Here is a 16,156-nt window from a genome sequence, read left to right as displayed (position 1 = left end):
TTTTATCCAATTAATGCGCTAAGCCTTTCAAAGCTCGGCGCATTTTTATAATTAACTAACAAAGGTGAACTATGAAATACTTACTATTAATTATGCTTTTTAGTGCAAGTACTAGTTTTAACGCATGGGCAAGTGACGAGCAAAATGATGAACTAATGCTAACGATTTTTTTAAAGCACGACCAATCAAAAAACCTCTCTGAAATAAAAGAAATACTCAACAACGCTAACTTTTACAAGCACTTCCCGCCAGAAGGCGCTACAGTAGAATCTTGGAAAGTAATGATGGGTATAGGGCAAGTAGTTACCTTGCGCTTTCCGGCAGCGTTATTATCAAAAGTAAATTTATCGATTGAGCGCTATGGCTGGAAAGCCTACAGCACTGAGTTTTATCCAACATACGATCTGTACCCAATCGTAAAAGAAGAAATTAAAAAAGCTAGAGCGAACAATTAAAAGAGTAACCAACATGACAACTTCAATTGTTCAATACACACTAAGTAATGAAGCAAACGACACTATTTCTATTATTAACTACGGTGCCCGGCTTACCAGCTGGGTTACCCATGTTGATAGTAAAAAACGAAATATTATACTTGGCTATTCTAATATTAATGACTATTTAAATGACACATTTTACTTAGGCGCTGTAGCCGGCCCTTATGCAAACAGGCTAAGTAACGCCCAAATAAACATTGATGATAAAGCCTATGCACTTAATAAAAACGAAGGAGTAAACCAACTTCACGGCGGCCAAAAAGCATTAAGCGACTTATTTTGGCAGCTCGATTATCATCAAAAAAATGCGTTAAGTTTAAGTATTACTCTACCCGATGGATACAACGGCTACCCCGGTAAAACTATATTTAACGTGCTGTATACCTTTACCACTAACAGTAAAAACCAAAGTAATCTTGATATTAAATTTACGATTACCAGTAATAAAAAAACCATTGCTGGGCCTACAGCGCATCCGTACTTTAATTTAAATGGCATTACTAACAGCGCACAAGGGCATACATTAAAACTTGCCGCCGCGCATTATACCCCCATAGATACAAATGCCATTCCCACAGGTTTAATAGCCCCTGTAGCAAATACAACTTTTGACTACACAAATACGCGTGTACTTAATAAAACCGATAAACTCGATAAACTCGATCATAACTTTGTCACCGAACAAGTGCTTAATCTGCAAGCCAATAAGCAACACGCAGAGCTTACAAGCGCCGATGAAAAAGTAATGCTGAGTGTGCTTTCTAACTACCCTGCTATTCAAGTGTACACGGGGCAGCACTTAAAAAATCCGTTTAACCAATTTGACGGTATTTGCCTAGAGCCGCAATTTTGCCCCGACAGCCCTAATAACCCACACTTCCCATTTAGCTATTTAACACCACAAGTGCCTTTACAAACACTCATAAGTTATTGTTTAACTACTATGTAAACCAAAAAAGGATCGCTATTAAGCGATCCTTTGCGGGAGGTTAAATTTTTAGTGCGATTATAAATCGCTTACAAAGCTTTTAAGTTTTAGCTCACGGTCAATTAATAATGGGTAATCGGTGCGCCCTTGCATTGGCCAATCGTTGCGCCAAGTACGTGCATCGCTTATACCCCAAAAAGTAACACGGCTTACTTTATCGTCATGCTTTTTAAGTATGTCAAACACAGCTTTGTAGCGCTCGCCTAACTGGGTGTTTACTTCACTAGGTAAACCATTCGGGTATGGGTTAAATCGCTCTTGCAGCGCAATATCTAACGAAATATCAGCGCCTTGCTCTTCACCTTCAGGGAACGGTAATACCGAAATATCAAGCTCGGTTATCATCACATCAATACCCGTTGCAGCGTATGCCACAATAGAGTCTTCCATTAACGAAAGCTCTGGGTTATCAAGCGAATAATGCGCTTGCATACCAATACCATCTATTTCAATGCCTTTGCTTTGTAAATTTTTAATAAGCGCAATTGCACCGGCTCTTTTTTCTGGCTTATATAAGTTGTAATCGTTGTAGTATAGCTTGGCATTAGGCGCTGCCTGCTTAGCGTATTTAAAAGCATATTCTATAAAGTCGTCACCAATAATGGTGCTCCATTTAGATTCACGCAGTGTGCCGTCTTCGTTAAGTGCTTCGTTTACCACGTCCCATGCAAAAATGCGGTTTTTATAACGCCCTGCAACAGCATTAATATGGTTTTGCATGCGCATAAGTAATGCATCGCGGGTTAGCGGCTCGCCTTGTTCGTCTTCAAAAACCCAGTCAGGCGTTTGCGAGTGCCACACTAATGTGTGCCCAACTAATTCTTGGTTGTTCTCTTGTGCGTACTGAACTAACGCATCAGCGGCTTCAAAATCATAGGTTTCTAGCTCTGGGTGTATACGCTCCCACTTCATTGAGTTCTCTGGCGTAAAGGTATTAAATTGCGCTTTAGCCACATTTAAATCTTCAGGCAAAGCCCCTAATATTTGGTCGCGGCTAATCGCTGTGCCAATTTTAAAGTGCTCTTTAAATTGCGCTTTAAGCGTTAATTGCTCCGGCGCTTTTAATGTTGGTTTGCTTTGCTCTGCTGAGCCATTACAGCCAAGTGCGAGGCTCGACATTCCTAATAAAATAGCAATCGTAAATTTATTTTTATGCATGATGTACCTGTTGTGTGTTTTTTAGTGTGCAATCTAAACTTAACACCATGTAGTCTTTTTGACAACAACGTTTTGTTAAAATAGACTGAACAAAAATAACACAGTACACATTCCTTAATCACACACTTTACTAGCAACAAAATTAGCAAGGACACACATGAAAAAAATAACAATAAAACGGCTTCTGTTAATTAGCGCATTTTTCGCCTCATTTATATTCAGCGCCCTAATTCGCGCGGAGCAAACCAGCACTCACGTGCCTATCTGGCATAAATTAAGCTTAACCCTTGAAGGCCCGCACACCAGCGAGCTTGCCACGCCTAACCCTTTTACCGATTACCGCTTAGACGCCACATTTACCAGCCCCACTAATAAGCAATATACAGTACCTGGATATTATGCAGCCGATGCAAACACTGCTCAAACACATGCAACAGCAGGCAACAAATGGCAGGTTTTGTTTTCGCCCAACGAGCTTGGCAAATGGCGCTATACACTCTCATTTGTTAAAGGCAGTAATATCGCAAGCGTGCCATTAAATACTGTTACAAATGAGCAATCAGCCGGATTTTTTGATAAACAAACAGGCGAGTTTAATGTTATCGCCGCCACTAAATCATCCAGCAGTAAAGACTTTAAAAGCAAAGGTAAGCTTGAATACGTTAATAAACCCTATTTGCAGTTTAATGGCTCAAAAGAGTACTTTTTAAAAGCCGGTGCTAACAGCCCCGAAGTGCTGCTTGGCTTTTCAGGGTTTGATGCCACTCCCACAAAGCGTAACTACCAAGCGCACATAAAGCATTGGCAAAATAGCGACCCTACATGGCAAACAACCAATACAGAGACTGATAATAGTAGTCATCAATCTTCTAAAGGCATTATTGGGCTAATAAATTATTTAGCGTCGCTTAACATTAACGCGTATTACTTTTTAACCATGAACGCCTACGGCGATGGCGACCAAGTTTGGCCATGGCTTAGCAAAACCCAAACCACACGCTACGATGTATCTAAATTAGCTCAGTGGGATATTGTATTTAGCCACATGCAGCAAAAAGGCATAATGACTCACTTTGTAATGAGCGAAACCGAAAACGAATCACTGTTTGAATGGAACGAAAGCCAGCTTAAAAACGACTTTGCTGTTAGTCGTAAAATTTACTATCGCGAGTTATTTGCCCGCTTTGGCTATCATTTAGCAACCACGTGGAATATAGGCGAAGAAAATGGCTGGCAAGATCCAAGCGGCGACAATAAACAACAAAAAGCTAATACCACAAAACAAAGAAAGCAATTTGCCGATTACTTTCAATCACTCACCTACTACCCTGAGCATATTGTGATACATAACGGCCCGTCGCTCGACTACCACATTTACGATAAACCAAACGACAACATTTTGGGCTACCCCGCCTACACAGGGGCAAGCTTACAAGGTGAACTTAAAACAAACACCACTTATAACGATGTTTCAAAGTACCGCCAGCTTACTCAAAGCAACCCTCACCCGTGGGTGATCACCATGGACGAAGCCTATATTTATGAGTATGCAAATAATGTAGATACGTGGCGTAAAAGTAACGTGTGGGCCACATTTATGGCAGGTGGCGCAGGTATTGAGTTTTATTTAGGCGGTGGCGGCGACCTTGTTGAACAAGATTTAACGCCTTATAAAAATTACTATTTAGCGATGACTAACGCTGTTGCGTTTTTTCAAAAATATGTGCCATTTACAAAGCTTACACCAGCACCTGAGCTTACAAAAACAGGCTGGTCGTTAAGTGATAACTCAGCGTTTTACTTATTTTATTTTAGTAACGCAAGCCAAGCTCAGGTCACATTACCAAACGCGTGTTATACCCTCGACTGGTTTAACCCACGAACTAACAACTACATAAACGGCAAACGCTTTTGTATAAATACCGCAACGAGTACACAACTGGCAACACCACCCAACACACCTAATAACGACTGGGTTTATTTAATTAACCTAAGCGCTAAATAATAAGGATAACAAACATGAATCATTTAACAGCTAAACATTGTGTAACCGGCGTATTACTTTCAGCCGCAGCCATCTTTGCATTGCCTGTAAACGCAGCTGATAAATCCATTCAACTTACATCAGCTATTGTGAGTCAAAAAGATGCGCACATTACTCACTACGAAGGCGGCGATTTTCATACTTACTTTTACGGCGATACACCACTCACCAAGGGCGCTATTACAGGCGTTGCGGTTATTAAACCTAATAACGAAATACACCCCGCCCACCAGCATCCTGATGAAGAATACTTAATGATTTTAGAGGGTTCAGGTACCTGGACGCTTAATGGCAAAAGCCAGCCTGCTCATACTGGAGATATCTTATTTGCAGCCCCTAACGACGTACACGGCATTTATAATAACGGCGATGTGCCGCTTAAGTTTGTGGTAGTAAGATATCAAACTAAGTAGGTTTTAGTGGCTTTTTTAGGGAAGTAATTTAAATACGTTTTTCACATATATGTAATTGTTATATCTGATAGTTTTTAAATTGCTCCCACACGGCCTCTCCTACAGGTCCCAACACTTCTCCCCTTTTCTTAATAATGTAATATTTTAGAGGCGTTATATTTTGCACATCACTAAGTGACAGCATTTTCAGAGTATTATTTGCAATACCTTCATCAGCTAAATAACCTGGTAATTTGCCCCAACCCATTGCACTTTCGATAAGCATTTTTTTAGTTGGAAAGTCATTTACATACCATCGTCGCTGACCTTGCTGTACACCCCACTCTATGTTTTTTGAACCAGTGCCTGAGTCCTGCACAATTATTTGGTATTCGTTCAACAAATCAGTGGCTTGCCTTAGGTTTGGATTTCGCTTTAACAACAAAGGGGAAGCTACATTGATTAATGAGCCGCTATTTAACAAATGCTTTTCAATTTTCTCTTCTTGTACAGAAAATTCCATTGTTGGTGTTATACACAGATCGGCACCGCCATCAAGTAAGGCTTCAATTGCACCTGTTATGTACTCTTGCCTGATTATTATTTGAGTTTCAGGGAACTGATTTTGCATATTTTTTAGTAATGGTAAAATACCTTTTAAATTAAATGATGCTTCAATTGCAATCGTTATACTTACCTCGTTCCCCTGTGCTATGTGGTGTGCAACTTGTTTAAGTTGTGCTGCATCATCTAGCAATTTCATAGCCTTATGAAACATAGTTTTTCCTGCACTAGTAAGCTCTAACCGATAACCATTACGACTAAATAAGGCAAAGTTAAGGGTATTTTCTAGTTGCTTAATACCTTGGCTTATAGCTGGTTGAGTTTTGTGTAAAAGAGCACTTGCTTCACTCAATGATCCAACCTGAGCAACAGTAACAAACATACTAAGCTGTTCTAATTTCATAATTTACGCCAAACATGTAAAGCTAAAGTTTATATCTTATAAAAAAACATTCAATATTAATTAATAAGAACTGTGATTATTCTAACGTCAAAAGCTAAGCATCTGCTTAAATCACTCTTATTAAAGTTGGGAATAACATGAGCACAAAAGTAAAAATAATTTTTATGTATACATCACTAGGATTAACAACACTTGCCTTTATAGCTGCAGGCTCTGCAAAACTAGCAGGAGTTGAGCAAATGCACTTATCTTTTGCACTCATGGGTTTACCTGCTTGGTTTGGCTATTTTATTGGTGCAAGTGAACTAGCAGGTGCTATTGCTATTTGGATAAAAAAACTAAGCATTTTAGCTGCAAGTGGTTTGTTAGTTATTATGGCTGGTGCAACATTTTTTCATGTAGTTTACGACAGTGTTGCCAATGCAATACCTGCCGTTATTTTATGTGCTTTTTTAATTAATATCATAATTAACCGAGTCAATGATATAAACGCCTTGGATAGTAAGTAACCTAGAGCTATTTTCAATACAATGAATAACGATATATTCGCTTCTATCGTTATTCAAACCCTCATTTACAAAATGACAAATGCTTTCACATCTCTAATTTAGCCTAAAGATAACAAACTCGATCTCTAAACAAACAAAGGCTAAGGTTGTTTTATTCATTAAATTTTAATTTTGAGTTCATACCCTGTATTTAATAATTAAATAGACGACGTACTAAAGTTTATTACTTGGGCTTTTAATATGCCTAATTAACTAAGGTGTAAAATATGAAAAAAACATTTTTAGGCATTTTCTCGATTACAGTAATAACTTACTTACTGAGCGGCTGCACAACGTCAAATAACGGTAATATTACAAAATTGAGTGAAGATAAAATAAGTACTAGATTAAATAAATTACCTTCCTCGCTAACCTCTAGTGATTTGTTCAATACCACTGTTGTTGAACCCACTCAGCTATTTGATAACCTTTATTTTGTAGGATATATCAGCGTAGGCACTTTTGTTATCACTACAACTGAGGGCATTATTTTAATCGATACCATGTGGACCCCGCACGATGCCAAACATGTGATTGTTCCTGGACTAAAAGAGTTAGGCTTAAATCCTGAAGATATTAAATACGTTATAGTTACTCACGGCCACAGCGACCATTATGGTGGCGCTCACTACTTTGAATCACATTATGGCGCTAAAATTTTAATGAGAAAAAATGAGTGGGACTACATCCATAATCCAAATGCACCTGTATTAACTGATCCTTTCGGTAACTTTTCTACCGAAATACCATTACCTAGCACTTACACCCAAGTTATCGATGGCGAAAAAATAAGTTTAGGTAAAACTAATTTGACGGTACTTGCTACACCAGGGCATACGCCTGGTGGGTTGTCTTTGATAATACCTGTTACAGATAATGGCATACCTCATACAGTTGCACTTTGGGGAGGTACCGGTTTACCGGATACTAAAGAAGCAAATCAAACTTATTTGCACTCTTTAAATTATTTTCAAAAAATTGCAAACAAAAACGATGTTGATGGAAGTATCTCAAACCACCCGTTTTCACATGATCTAATTAATCAAATTAATACATTAAAAAATCGTAAATCTGATCAACGAAACCCCGTGGTAACCGGTAATAAGGCATTTAATGAGTACATAGACGATGTATTACGAAATAACGTTCAAAAGAAACTTTCGTCATTTGAGTCAAACTAATATAGCTTTTCACGCACCGGCGTTATCGCACCGGCGTTATCGTGCTAATGTATTTATAATGACGGTATATGTCGCTTTAAAGCGATACTCATTACTAATATAAAAGCATAGTGCACTTCTTTTTATGAAAGCCCTCAAAAAAATAGTCTGTATAAAAATACAGACTATCAAATGTGGGGTTAATTACTTTTAGTTTGGTTTATTGTTCTACCAAAGTGACCGATACGTCGTCTACATAAAAATCAGCAGTCAGTTCGTTTGACTCAACATAAAGTAAAGCGGCGCTTTCCTCGGTTGTTATTGAATGGGTATAAGTGCCCGAAAGCTGTACCCAATCGCCTGCAACTACGTTTTTAACAGTGGTTAGCTCGAGGTATTCAGTGCTCGCATGCTCAATTTGCAGTGTGAGCTTAACTCCTGGCGATACCGCTGCATTATCGTCAGATAACTTAACCCACGCAGATACATTATAGGTTTTACCTGCTGTAAATAGGCCTTTTGCATCTTTTTGTAACCCATTCCACGTTTCAGTTCGCCCTTGTACTAAAGCACTATTATTTCCGCTGTGAGCTTGGGTTGTTTCAAGTGAAATAGTAGCACTGCCTCGTGATTGCCATGAATCAAGACCGGCTTCAAAGTCACCATTAGTTAGCAGCTCTGCTGAAGGCTCTGGCTCTGCTACTTCAATTAGCTCTTGCAGCGCATCGGCAACACCTTGCAAAGCCGGTTTTGGTGTATAGTCATTAAAGAATAACAGTGGCCATTCAGTTGTCGGTTCTGGCCAAGTTTGTAACCAACTATCACCATCAATTACACCCCAAATAGTAATACCACCGCGCTGATCTTCAGGTACCGTTTCTAGGTAGGTTTTAACAATATCGTAATAGTACTGCTTTTGTTCATCCGCTCTTTCACTTGTTAAGTAAGTTAGAGGAATGCCGCCTTCGTTGTTCATACGAACATCTAGCTCGGTAATTTTCACTTTTATTTTAGGGCGAATATCGACCACTTTTTGAAGGTGTGCCTGAATGGTTGAAATGTCAGGGCTGTTAAGTGAAATATGAGATTGAAACCCTATGCCATCAATAGGCACGCCGTTGTTGTGAAAATCGTTAACCATAGATATAACGGCATCTAATTTATCGGCGTTCCAAATCAGGTTATAATCGTTGTAATATAAATCAGCATCAGGGTCGGCCGCTCTTGCTGCTTTATAGGCTAACGGTAAAAATTCGGCTCCTATATTTTCAAACCATACAGATTCATCGGCGCTGTCGTTTGTGGTTTTTTCACCACGATATTTACCATTTTCCATAAACGCTTCGTTAACTACATCCCAGCTAACTACGGTATCGTTATCGCCTTCTTCTTCAAAATGAGTGGCAACTTGAGTGATGTGATTTTCCATCATGGTTATCCACGCGGCTTTATCACCTTGAAAACTTTGCATCCAAGGCGCAATTTGCGAGTGCCAAACAAAAACATGGCCATGTACCGTGAGTGAGTTCTCTTTGGCGTAGTTAACTAGCTCATCAGAATCATCGTAAAAAAATCCGCCTTGGGTTGGTTGTAAATAGGTAGGCTTCATAATGTTTTCAGCAGAGAGCTGATTAAAGTGTTGTTCAATAATCGCTTTAATCTCTGGTCTGTCTATTATGCTGTTACCAAAACCACCCGCTGGCACAGCCACACCAATATTAAAATTAGGTGCTAATGCTTTTAAACTTTGTGCAGTTACTTCGCTGTATTGAACATCGGGTATTTCTTCTGCTGGGACATCGTCTAAAATAAAGCCTGAAAATTCGTCTAGGTATATAGGCTTGTTAATGTTCTCTTTTTTTGAAAAGTGAATTGCCAGCCTAACTAAGGAGTCAGCTTCAGCTGTTGCGGCTGTTAATGTTATTTTTTGCCACTCGCCTGTGAGTGTTTCTTTTACTAGGCTAAGTTGACCATAATCTGGCGCAGGTGTTTGAATCCAAAAATCGGCACTGGTTCCTTCTTCCCCTTTGGCCCAAACACTAAACTCGTAATTTTTACCTCCAGTGATAGGAAGGTCTTCATAAGCTATTTCAATTCCCCAAGGGTTGTCACCCAATGTATTAACAATAACCTCAGCTGCTTTGGTGCCTTTGTAAGTATTAACGCCTTCTTGCGATTCAATTACCTCTATAGTAGAAGTAGCGCTTGATTCTTGATCTGGTCTAAATACCCAATTCCCGACGGGCGTTGTTTGCCCTGAAGTGTCTTCTTCAAACCCACCATTTGTTATTTCAGCTGCTATTGGCGCTTCAGGCGCTGGAGTATCAGGGGCTACTACTTCAGGTATGGGTTCAGGCACTGGTGTATCTTTATTATCCCCCCCGCACGCCATTAATAGTGATACTAAGGTCACTAATCCGGTGTTACGAAAAATCGATTTATTCATTTTTTATTCCTTAGACTAAAGCAATAAATGAGTCGTTTTTGAACTAGGTGCAGTAAAGCCATTTGAGTGAATAAAATATGATAGAGTCTTTCTACTGCACCATAAATTATATTATTCAATATGACTATAACTAATTATAAAAACAAACAGTCATTTATATTTATTATTTTAATATCTCTTCAAACGTTAATATTTACCTTGTACAAGAGCACAAATATAAAATTAAAATCATCGAGTTATAGTTAAGGTTTAAATTAAAATTTATTGTTTTATATTGTGTGTGTGAATATACAATTATTAAATTAACCTAAAACCAACATTGTTATAGTCTATTTAACAATAAGTATCAAGGCTAAAATTTAACCCGTTGCATATTGAGTATGCTTTGAGTTTGAGAAAAATAATTAAATAGAAGGTGTAAGTGATACTTGTGCTTGTATTACTTCGGTAAGATCAAGGTTTACCAGCTCATCGCTTAGTAAAATGACTTTTATTAGCCCCTATGTGGAAATTTGCAAACAAAAAAAGCCGAGTATTTAAAAATACTCGGCTTTGACTACACAATGCGGTTTACTGAACTACATCAGCAATTGTTTTAATAACTGGCTTAGGGTTTAAATTACGATCCCATAGTAATGGGTAGTTTGTTCTGTTTGGGATTGGGTAGTCGTTTTTCCACGACATACCATCGTGTAATCCCCAAAAGGTTACGCGGTCTATCTTGTCGCGCTTTGCATAAAACAATTCAAACAAGGCTTTATAACGGGCGTTTAGTTGCGCCTCTACGTCGCTTGGCAAGCCATTTTTGTATGGGTCGAGGTAGGTTTCAAACTCTTCTAGCTGAAATTGTGGTTTCATCATATCGGTGCCGGTAATTTGCCCCTCTTTTGTTAACGGCAGCACGTCTATATCAAGCTCGGTGATCATCACTTTTATACCCAGCGCGGCGTAGGCGTCAATGGCTTGTTCAATATATTGCATTTTAGGAAAATTAAGCCCCCAGTGCGCTTGTATGCCTATGCCGTCGATTCGAATTCCTTCTTTTTGCAGCATTTTGATCATACGTATAATGCCGTCTCTTTTTTCTGGTCGCCATGCATTAAAGTCGTTGTAATAAAGCTCAGTATTAGGTGAATACTGCTGGGCGTATTTAAACGCGGCTTTTACCATCGTATCACCATTACCTATGCGGTTAACCCACACAGTTGGGCGATAAGAGCCGTCATCAGCTATTACTTCGTTTACTACATCCCACGCATCTACTTTGTTTTTATAGCGCCCTGCTACCAGCTCTATGTGTTTGCGCATTTGCTCAAGCTGCTCTGCAGGGGTATTTGGCTCATTTTTGCTATTTGTAAAAAACCAGTCAGGCGTTTGGTTATGCCACACTAAGGTGTGCCCTACCGTAAACATGTTATTTTGCTTGGCAAAATCTATAAACGCATCTGCACCACTAAAATCAACCTTACCTTGCTGTGGGTAAATTACTTCTGCTTTCATAGCATTTTCAAGCGTCACTGTATTAAATTGCTTAGCAATAATTGACTGTGCGGCGGTGTTTTGACCTGTCACTATATCTTGATTTACAGCAACCCCCATTTTGAATGAGTCTGCAAAGGTGTTTTTAAGGGCTGGGTCTTGTGCAGCGTCTACGCTTAATGATCCTGCAAGTAAAAGCAGGCTAAGTGTGTATTTTTTATGCATGTGTGTGCTCCGTTGAATCGTTATTATTTTCGATAAATATCATACAACGAAAAAAATAAATGATATAGTCAATGTGACCATTAATTATAAATTAAACAAACCTGAGTAAACGTCCATGCTAAAAACACACAAAAAAACGCTAAGCTTAGTTATATTAATGCTCTGTATAAATAAAACAGCGCTGGCACAACAACTTCAAAACCCAGCTTTGTTAAACGCTGTAAACAGCCAAAGCAATGAGCAATCACCGCTAATAAAGGGCGTAATACCCACACTTGTTAGTGACGATTTTTTGTTTTTAGAAGGCCCAACGTGGTCAAGCCAAGACAATGCGTTTTATTTTTCAGAAATGAACTTTGCAAGCCTGCAAGCACTAGGCCCCGACTCCACCATTTATAAATTGCAATTGCCTAATACCATCACCACTTATTTAAAACACAGTGGTACAAATGGCCTGTATGCAAAAAGCGGCAACCTTTATAACCTTAACCACAATACGCAGTCGCTTTCTAAAATTAATATAAAAAGTAAGACCAATACCGTAATAGTCAATAAGTTTGATGGGTTAAGCTTTAGCTCGCCAAACGATATGACTATGCACAGAAATGGCGATATTTACTTTACAGATCCTAATTGGCAACTAGGCGAACGCACTCAGCAAATACCTTATACCGGTGTGTATAAGTTAAGTAATATGGGCGTACTTAGTTTAATTGACGCTACGCTTGAAAAGCCCAACGGTGTTGCACTATCCCCAGATCAGCATACCCTTTATATTGGTGATTTTAGTAACCGCGTAAGCAAATACACTATTGATGAAAACGGTGATATTTCACCACGCGAAGACTTTATTAAAGTAACCTCCCCCGATGGTATAAAAGTAGATTCTGCTGGCAATATTTACGTTAGCAGCCACAGTAAAGGCGTTATTAATATTTATACGCCAGAAGGTGCATTCATCGATAAAATTGAACTGGGCCCTAATGTAACTAACCTTGCGTTTGGTGGTAAAAACCGAAAAACATTATTAATAACTACCGCTAAGGGATTGTTTACGCTTGATGTAAAAGTAGCGGGTTTGGCTAATTAGCTAAATTAGTTAAGCAACTTATTAACGAGAAAAGTTAGCTTACTCGTTGTACATAAAAAACCGGTGTAACTTGGTTACACCGGTTTTTTGCTGCCTAAGTTTTTGCTGCTTAGGTATTGTTATTTAATTAAACGTGTTGTTATAAAACTTAAAATTGCCCGATACATGCAGCATAGCTAACATATACAGCGAACCATTGTAGTAACGATAATCACCTGTTGGTTGCGATAAAGACCAAAATTCGTTAAAAAACTCATTTGCTTGCCCAGCGTTTGTTGAAGCAAGTAACGCTACTGCATTCGCGGCTTTTTGACCTTCGCCTGCACAGCCTTTGTTTTGCGCTCCACCGTACGAATACACTTGCTCGTAACAGTTATTGCTGTTGTTAGTTTTTGCATAACTTAAAAAGCCCAGTGCTTTATTTACTGCGCTTTTATGCCACGCTTGAGCACCCATTAAATGCGCGTCTAAACCCACATTCATAATTACGCGCCATGCATCAAATTCATACCATTGACCTGGGTTTGCTTGGTCGTTAAAAATGTAGCCAATAACAGGGCTGCCATCTAAGCGCGATAAAAATGTAGGTAAGTTCCAATGCGGGCTACCACTTACTTTTGTAAAATGGTTTTTAAGTAAGGTTCTACTTTTTGTGGCTACTTGTCGCCAGTAAGTTTTGTCTGCTTGGTTAGTTACGTTATTTGCAAAGTAGTCATAAAACGCAGGTATGTGATAAGAAGGGTCTGTTAGGTTATCAATGTAAGGCGAAAAGCGGATTATTTGGTTTTGCATCAGCTTGTTTTTAATTGTGTTTAACATGGTAATGGCATCAGCATAATAATCAAATTCGCCCGAATTACCCCAACGAGCTGACGCATTAAGTAATGCAAAAGCAAAGTATTCTTCGCCATCGGGAGCGGGGCCCTCATCTACTTTATAAACAAAGCCGTTTTGATTAAGCTTTAGTTTCCACGCGTAAACACCTTGTTTTTTTACATCAGGGTGATTGTCTGGATTTTTTTGATACGCTTTAGCAAAGCGCCACAGGTTATCAAATTCTTCTTGTTTATTAAGCATGACAGCGGCGGTCATTCCCCACGATTGCCCTTCTGTTCTTATATCGTCGCCTTCATCTGGGTTAATTGCTTTTATGTAGTGTGCTTTATAAACACCGTTTTCGGTGTACGGGTAGTAAAGTTGTTGAGTGTTGTTATAGCCAAACATATTGTCAAAAGTACTATTCACCTTTTGCTGTATGTTCGTTTTACCCATTTCTTGTGCAAGGTTACGGTAAGTCCCAGAACTGTCGGCGCCTACACTCGATGGGTTATTATTGAATGCAGCAAGTGCTTGATAGCTTATTAGTGTTAACAATAAAGTTGTTATTTTAAAAAATACTTTCATGTTTATCCTCTTTATTTGGATTATATCAGCGTGCAAATTAAATATAGTCTTTTTGACCATTTGATCAAGCAATTCTCAAAAATATTTGTTTTATAAACTAAGTGAAGTGAGTGAGGTGTTTAAATAGTGCCTAAAATGCAAAAGGCCGCTTAAAAAGCGGCCTTGAACGATGTAAATAATACTAAAAAGTACATTTATGAGTTATTCATTAATTAATGCTTTTTAACCCTTTACCTGTTGCAGCCCAATAAATTCCGCCATAAATATGCTCGGTTAAAAATTCACTTTTATACACTGCATTAGTATGCCCAAGGGCTGTGTAAAATGATCGACCACCATCGTAATTGTGATACCACGAAATAGGATGAAACGCCCCCATACCCGAGCCTGTTTTGTTATTACCCCAATCGGCAGCTGGGTTGTAAGTTTGCTCATCAACCGTGAGTAAGTAGTTTAACTTAGTTAGCTCTGGCCCAAATTCGTACCACTCGTCGGTCCAAAGCATTTCCTGCGGCATATGGTTTAAGCCAATAAAGTGAGTATTAGGTACTTTACTTAGTACGCCAGTTTGAATAATAGGATGAATGTTAAAGGTGCGCCCCACCAGCTTTTGGTACCACGCCCAGTCGTATTCGGTATCTGATGCGCTATGAATACCAACAAAGCCTTTACCTGCTTTTACAAATCGCTCAAGCGCGGCTTGCTCTTTTGGGTTTAAAATATCGCCCGTGGTTGATAAGAATACCACTACATCAACATTTTTTAAGTAATCGTCGTTAAAATAATGGCTTTCTTCGTGCCAAATTAAGTTGAAAAAGTGCTTATCGGCTAAGCCTTCTAGCGCTTTAACGCCTTCGGTTTGCGACTTATGGTGCCACCCTGCGGTTTTTGTAAATAGCAGCACATTAAATTGCTTTTTAGGGAGGGTATCAAACCCTGTAGCATTACTTTTTTGCACTGTTGCCATACTCAGTGCCAATACAACAAAGCTTAATAGCCAACCTTTATATGCGAATCTAGATAAAGAAAAAGACATAGTATTCCTATTTAAAATGAACAAACATATTAGCCGTTAGCCGCCCTGTTTGTGGACACGACGAAATATCGGTAGACGTGTTAAGTAAACTGGTGTGCAGCAAATACCCAGGAAACACAATAAGCCTATTTGGCTTATATTCTATGTGCTTGTAGCACTCAAACTCACTGTGCTGCGTGGTGCAGTAACTAGGCTTTACCTTACTGTGTTCAAGGATGTGTTGAGCATACATTAAATACGTGTTTTTGCGCTTTGTGCTTATTGTTTCAAACCCTGTTTTTTTATGCCTAAAAAACCCAGTGCCGCCATGCTCGCCTTCGCCAAGGTAATGAATAATGGCAATTAAGTTAGGATCGTTTGTATCAAAGTGTGGCAAGGTTTGTATTGGTGATAGCTGCTTCTGCGTTTTAGTAATTAACGATAAGGTATTATCTTTTGGGTATGGGGTAAGTGTTTGCCCAATATTAAATACGTTATAAAACCCCTGTATAAGCGGCTTTAGGTAATCAACCACACATTGCTTTGGCAGCGGCATGCGTAAACCTGGGTATTGAGTGAGTTCGTCAGGCTTAAACTCGTCACTGCTGTCCTCTGCACTTTTAGCTAAGTTTATAAGTTTTTGCGGCACACTCAGGTAGTTGTCAATTATAATAATTGGCGTTTGCTCTTGCCCTATCAACTCATACTGCGGCTGTAAGTTATTACCAAGTGTTAGCATAGTG

The 16,156-nt window shown here is 39.0% G+C and carries 14 protein-coding genes; 7 read left to right on the top strand and 7 right to left on the bottom strand.

Translation table 11 applies throughout. From position 1 onward, the window contains the following. Positions 1–71 precede the first annotated feature (71 nt). Both D172_RS07525 and D172_RS07520 read left to right on the top strand, forming a co-directional pair. On the top strand, positions 72–455 hold the full coding sequence (locus D172_RS07525; RefSeq protein ID WP_007375170.1) for a hypothetical protein: 384 nt from the start codon (positions 72–74) through the stop codon (positions 453–455). A gap of 13 nt (positions 456–468) precedes the next feature. Continuing rightward, positions 469–1,446, top strand: coding sequence for an aldose epimerase family protein (locus D172_RS07520; protein WP_007375171.1), 978 nt, complete (start codon positions 469–471; stop codon positions 1,444–1,446). A 57-nt stretch (positions 1,447–1,503) separates the two neighbouring features. On the opposite strand, the gene D172_RS07515 is transcribed toward D172_RS07520, so the two are convergent. Beyond that, the gene (locus D172_RS07515; protein WP_007375172.1) at positions 1,504–2,643 is read right to left on the bottom strand and encodes an endo-1,4-beta-xylanase; all 1,140 of its coding nucleotides are present in this window, start codon (positions 2,641–2,643) and stop codon (positions 1,504–1,506) included. Positions 2,644–2,800: 157 nt separating this feature from the next. Here D172_RS07515 and D172_RS07510 point away from each other — a divergent pair, with 157 nt between their 5' ends. Beyond that, positions 2,801–4,648, top strand: coding sequence for a DUF5060 domain-containing protein (locus D172_RS07510; protein WP_007375173.1), 1,848 nt, complete (start codon positions 2,801–2,803; stop codon positions 4,646–4,648). Positions 4,649–4,662: 14 nt separating this feature from the next. Continuing rightward, positions 4,663–5,100: a cupin domain-containing protein gene (locus tag D172_RS07505; RefSeq protein WP_007375174.1), complete on the top strand. Its 438-nt coding sequence runs from the start codon at positions 4,663–4,665 to the stop codon at positions 5,098–5,100. A 58-nt stretch (positions 5,101–5,158) separates the two neighbouring features. Here D172_RS07505 and D172_RS07500 read toward each other — a convergent pair whose 3' ends face one another. Next, positions 5,159–6,046, bottom strand: a complete 888-nt coding sequence (locus tag D172_RS07500) for a LysR family transcriptional regulator (RefSeq protein ID WP_007375175.1) — start codon at positions 6,044–6,046, stop codon at positions 5,159–5,161. A gap of 137 nt (positions 6,047–6,183) precedes the next feature. Here D172_RS07500 and D172_RS07495 point away from each other — a divergent pair, with 137 nt between their 5' ends. Together D172_RS07495 and D172_RS07490 are read left to right on the top strand one after the other, a co-directional pair. Further along, on the top strand, positions 6,184–6,555 hold the full coding sequence (locus D172_RS07495; protein WP_007375176.1) for a DoxX family protein: 372 nt from the start codon (positions 6,184–6,186) through the stop codon (positions 6,553–6,555). A 266-nt stretch (positions 6,556–6,821) separates the two neighbouring features. Then, the gene (locus tag D172_RS07490) at positions 6,822–7,775 is read left to right on the top strand and encodes an MBL fold metallo-hydrolase (protein WP_007375177.1); all 954 of its coding nucleotides are present in this window, start codon (positions 6,822–6,824) and stop codon (positions 7,773–7,775) included. Positions 7,776–7,974: 199 nt separating this feature from the next. On the opposite strand, the gene D172_RS07485 is transcribed toward D172_RS07490, so the two are convergent. Together D172_RS07485 and D172_RS07480 are read right to left on the bottom strand one after the other, a co-directional pair. Beyond that, positions 7,975–10,200, bottom strand: a complete 2,226-nt coding sequence (locus tag D172_RS07485) for an endo-1,4-beta-xylanase (RefSeq protein ID WP_007375178.1) — start codon at positions 10,198–10,200, stop codon at positions 7,975–7,977. Positions 10,201–10,770: 570 nt separating this feature from the next. Further along, positions 10,771–11,904, bottom strand: a complete 1,134-nt coding sequence (locus D172_RS07480) for an endo-1,4-beta-xylanase (RefSeq protein WP_007375179.1) — start codon at positions 11,902–11,904, stop codon at positions 10,771–10,773. 115 nt (positions 11,905–12,019) lie between these two features. On the opposite strand from D172_RS07480, the gene D172_RS07475 reads away from it, so the two are divergent. Continuing rightward, on the top strand, positions 12,020–12,994 hold the full coding sequence (locus D172_RS07475) for an SMP-30/gluconolactonase/LRE family protein (protein ID WP_007375180.1): 975 nt from the start codon (positions 12,020–12,022) through the stop codon (positions 12,992–12,994). 123 nt (positions 12,995–13,117) lie between these two features. Here D172_RS07475 and D172_RS07470 read toward each other — a convergent pair whose 3' ends face one another. The 3 genes from D172_RS07470 to D172_RS07460 form a co-directional block, all read right to left on the bottom strand. Continuing rightward, positions 13,118–14,398 carry a glycosyl hydrolase family 8 gene (locus D172_RS07470; RefSeq protein ID WP_007375181.1) on the bottom strand — a complete coding sequence of 427 codons (1,281 nt, stop codon included), beginning with the start codon at positions 14,396–14,398 and terminating at the stop codon, positions 13,118–13,120. Between the two features lie 208 nt (positions 14,399–14,606). Continuing rightward, on the bottom strand, positions 14,607–15,434 hold the full coding sequence (locus D172_RS07465) for a ThuA domain-containing protein (RefSeq protein ID WP_007375182.1): 828 nt from the start codon (positions 15,432–15,434) through the stop codon (positions 14,607–14,609). 7 nt (positions 15,435–15,441) lie between these two features. After that, positions 15,442–16,152 carry a DUF6445 family protein gene (locus tag D172_RS07460; protein WP_007375183.1) on the bottom strand — a complete coding sequence of 237 codons (711 nt, stop codon included), beginning with the start codon at positions 16,150–16,152 and terminating at the stop codon, positions 15,442–15,444. Positions 16,153–16,156 lie beyond the last annotated feature (4 nt).

This window comes from Pseudoalteromonas sp. Bsw20308, assembly GCF_000310105.2.
Classification (GTDB): Bacteria; Pseudomonadota; Gammaproteobacteria; order Enterobacterales; family Alteromonadaceae; genus Pseudoalteromonas; species Pseudoalteromonas fuliginea.
This window is presented reverse-complemented; position numbering and strand designations above follow the sequence as displayed.

Excerpts from the sequence above, each read along its gene's own strand:
- D172_RS07520 (WP_007375171.1), top strand. The coding sequence starts at position 469 with ATGACAACTTCAATTGTTCAATACACACTAAGTAATGAAGCAAACGAC.
- D172_RS07500 (WP_007375175.1), bottom strand. The coding sequence starts at position 6,046 with ATGAAATTAGAACAGCTTAGTATGTTTGTTACTGTTGCTCAGGTTGGA.
- D172_RS07465 (WP_007375182.1), bottom strand. The coding sequence starts at position 15,434 with ATGTCTTTTTCTTTATCTAGATTCGCATATAAAGGTTGGCTATTAAGC.
- D172_RS07475 (WP_007375180.1), top strand. The coding sequence starts at position 12,020 with ATGCTAAAAACACACAAAAAAACGCTAAGCTTAGTTATATTAATGCTC.
- D172_RS07480 (WP_007375179.1), bottom strand. The coding sequence starts at position 11,904 with ATGCATAAAAAATACACACTTAGCCTGCTTTTACTTGCAGGATCATTA.
- D172_RS07470 (WP_007375181.1), bottom strand. The coding sequence starts at position 14,398 with ATGAAAGTATTTTTTAAAATAACAACTTTATTGTTAACACTAATAAGC.
- D172_RS07460 (WP_007375183.1), bottom strand. The coding sequence starts at position 16,152 with ATGCTAACACTTGGTAATAACTTACAGCCGCAGTATGAGTTGATAGGG.
- D172_RS07515 (WP_007375172.1), bottom strand. The coding sequence starts at position 2,643 with ATGCATAAAAATAAATTTACGATTGCTATTTTATTAGGAATGTCGAGC.
- D172_RS07505 (WP_007375174.1), top strand. The coding sequence starts at position 4,663 with ATGAATCATTTAACAGCTAAACATTGTGTAACCGGCGTATTACTTTCA.
- D172_RS07495 (WP_007375176.1), top strand. The coding sequence starts at position 6,184 with ATGAGCACAAAAGTAAAAATAATTTTTATGTATACATCACTAGGATTA.
- D172_RS07485 (WP_007375178.1), bottom strand. The coding sequence starts at position 10,200 with ATGAATAAATCGATTTTTCGTAACACCGGATTAGTGACCTTAGTATCA.
- D172_RS07510 (WP_007375173.1), top strand. The coding sequence starts at position 2,801 with ATGAAAAAAATAACAATAAAACGGCTTCTGTTAATTAGCGCATTTTTC.
- D172_RS07525 (WP_007375170.1), top strand. The coding sequence starts at position 72 with ATGAAATACTTACTATTAATTATGCTTTTTAGTGCAAGTACTAGTTTT.
- D172_RS07490 (WP_007375177.1), top strand. The coding sequence starts at position 6,822 with ATGAAAAAAACATTTTTAGGCATTTTCTCGATTACAGTAATAACTTAC.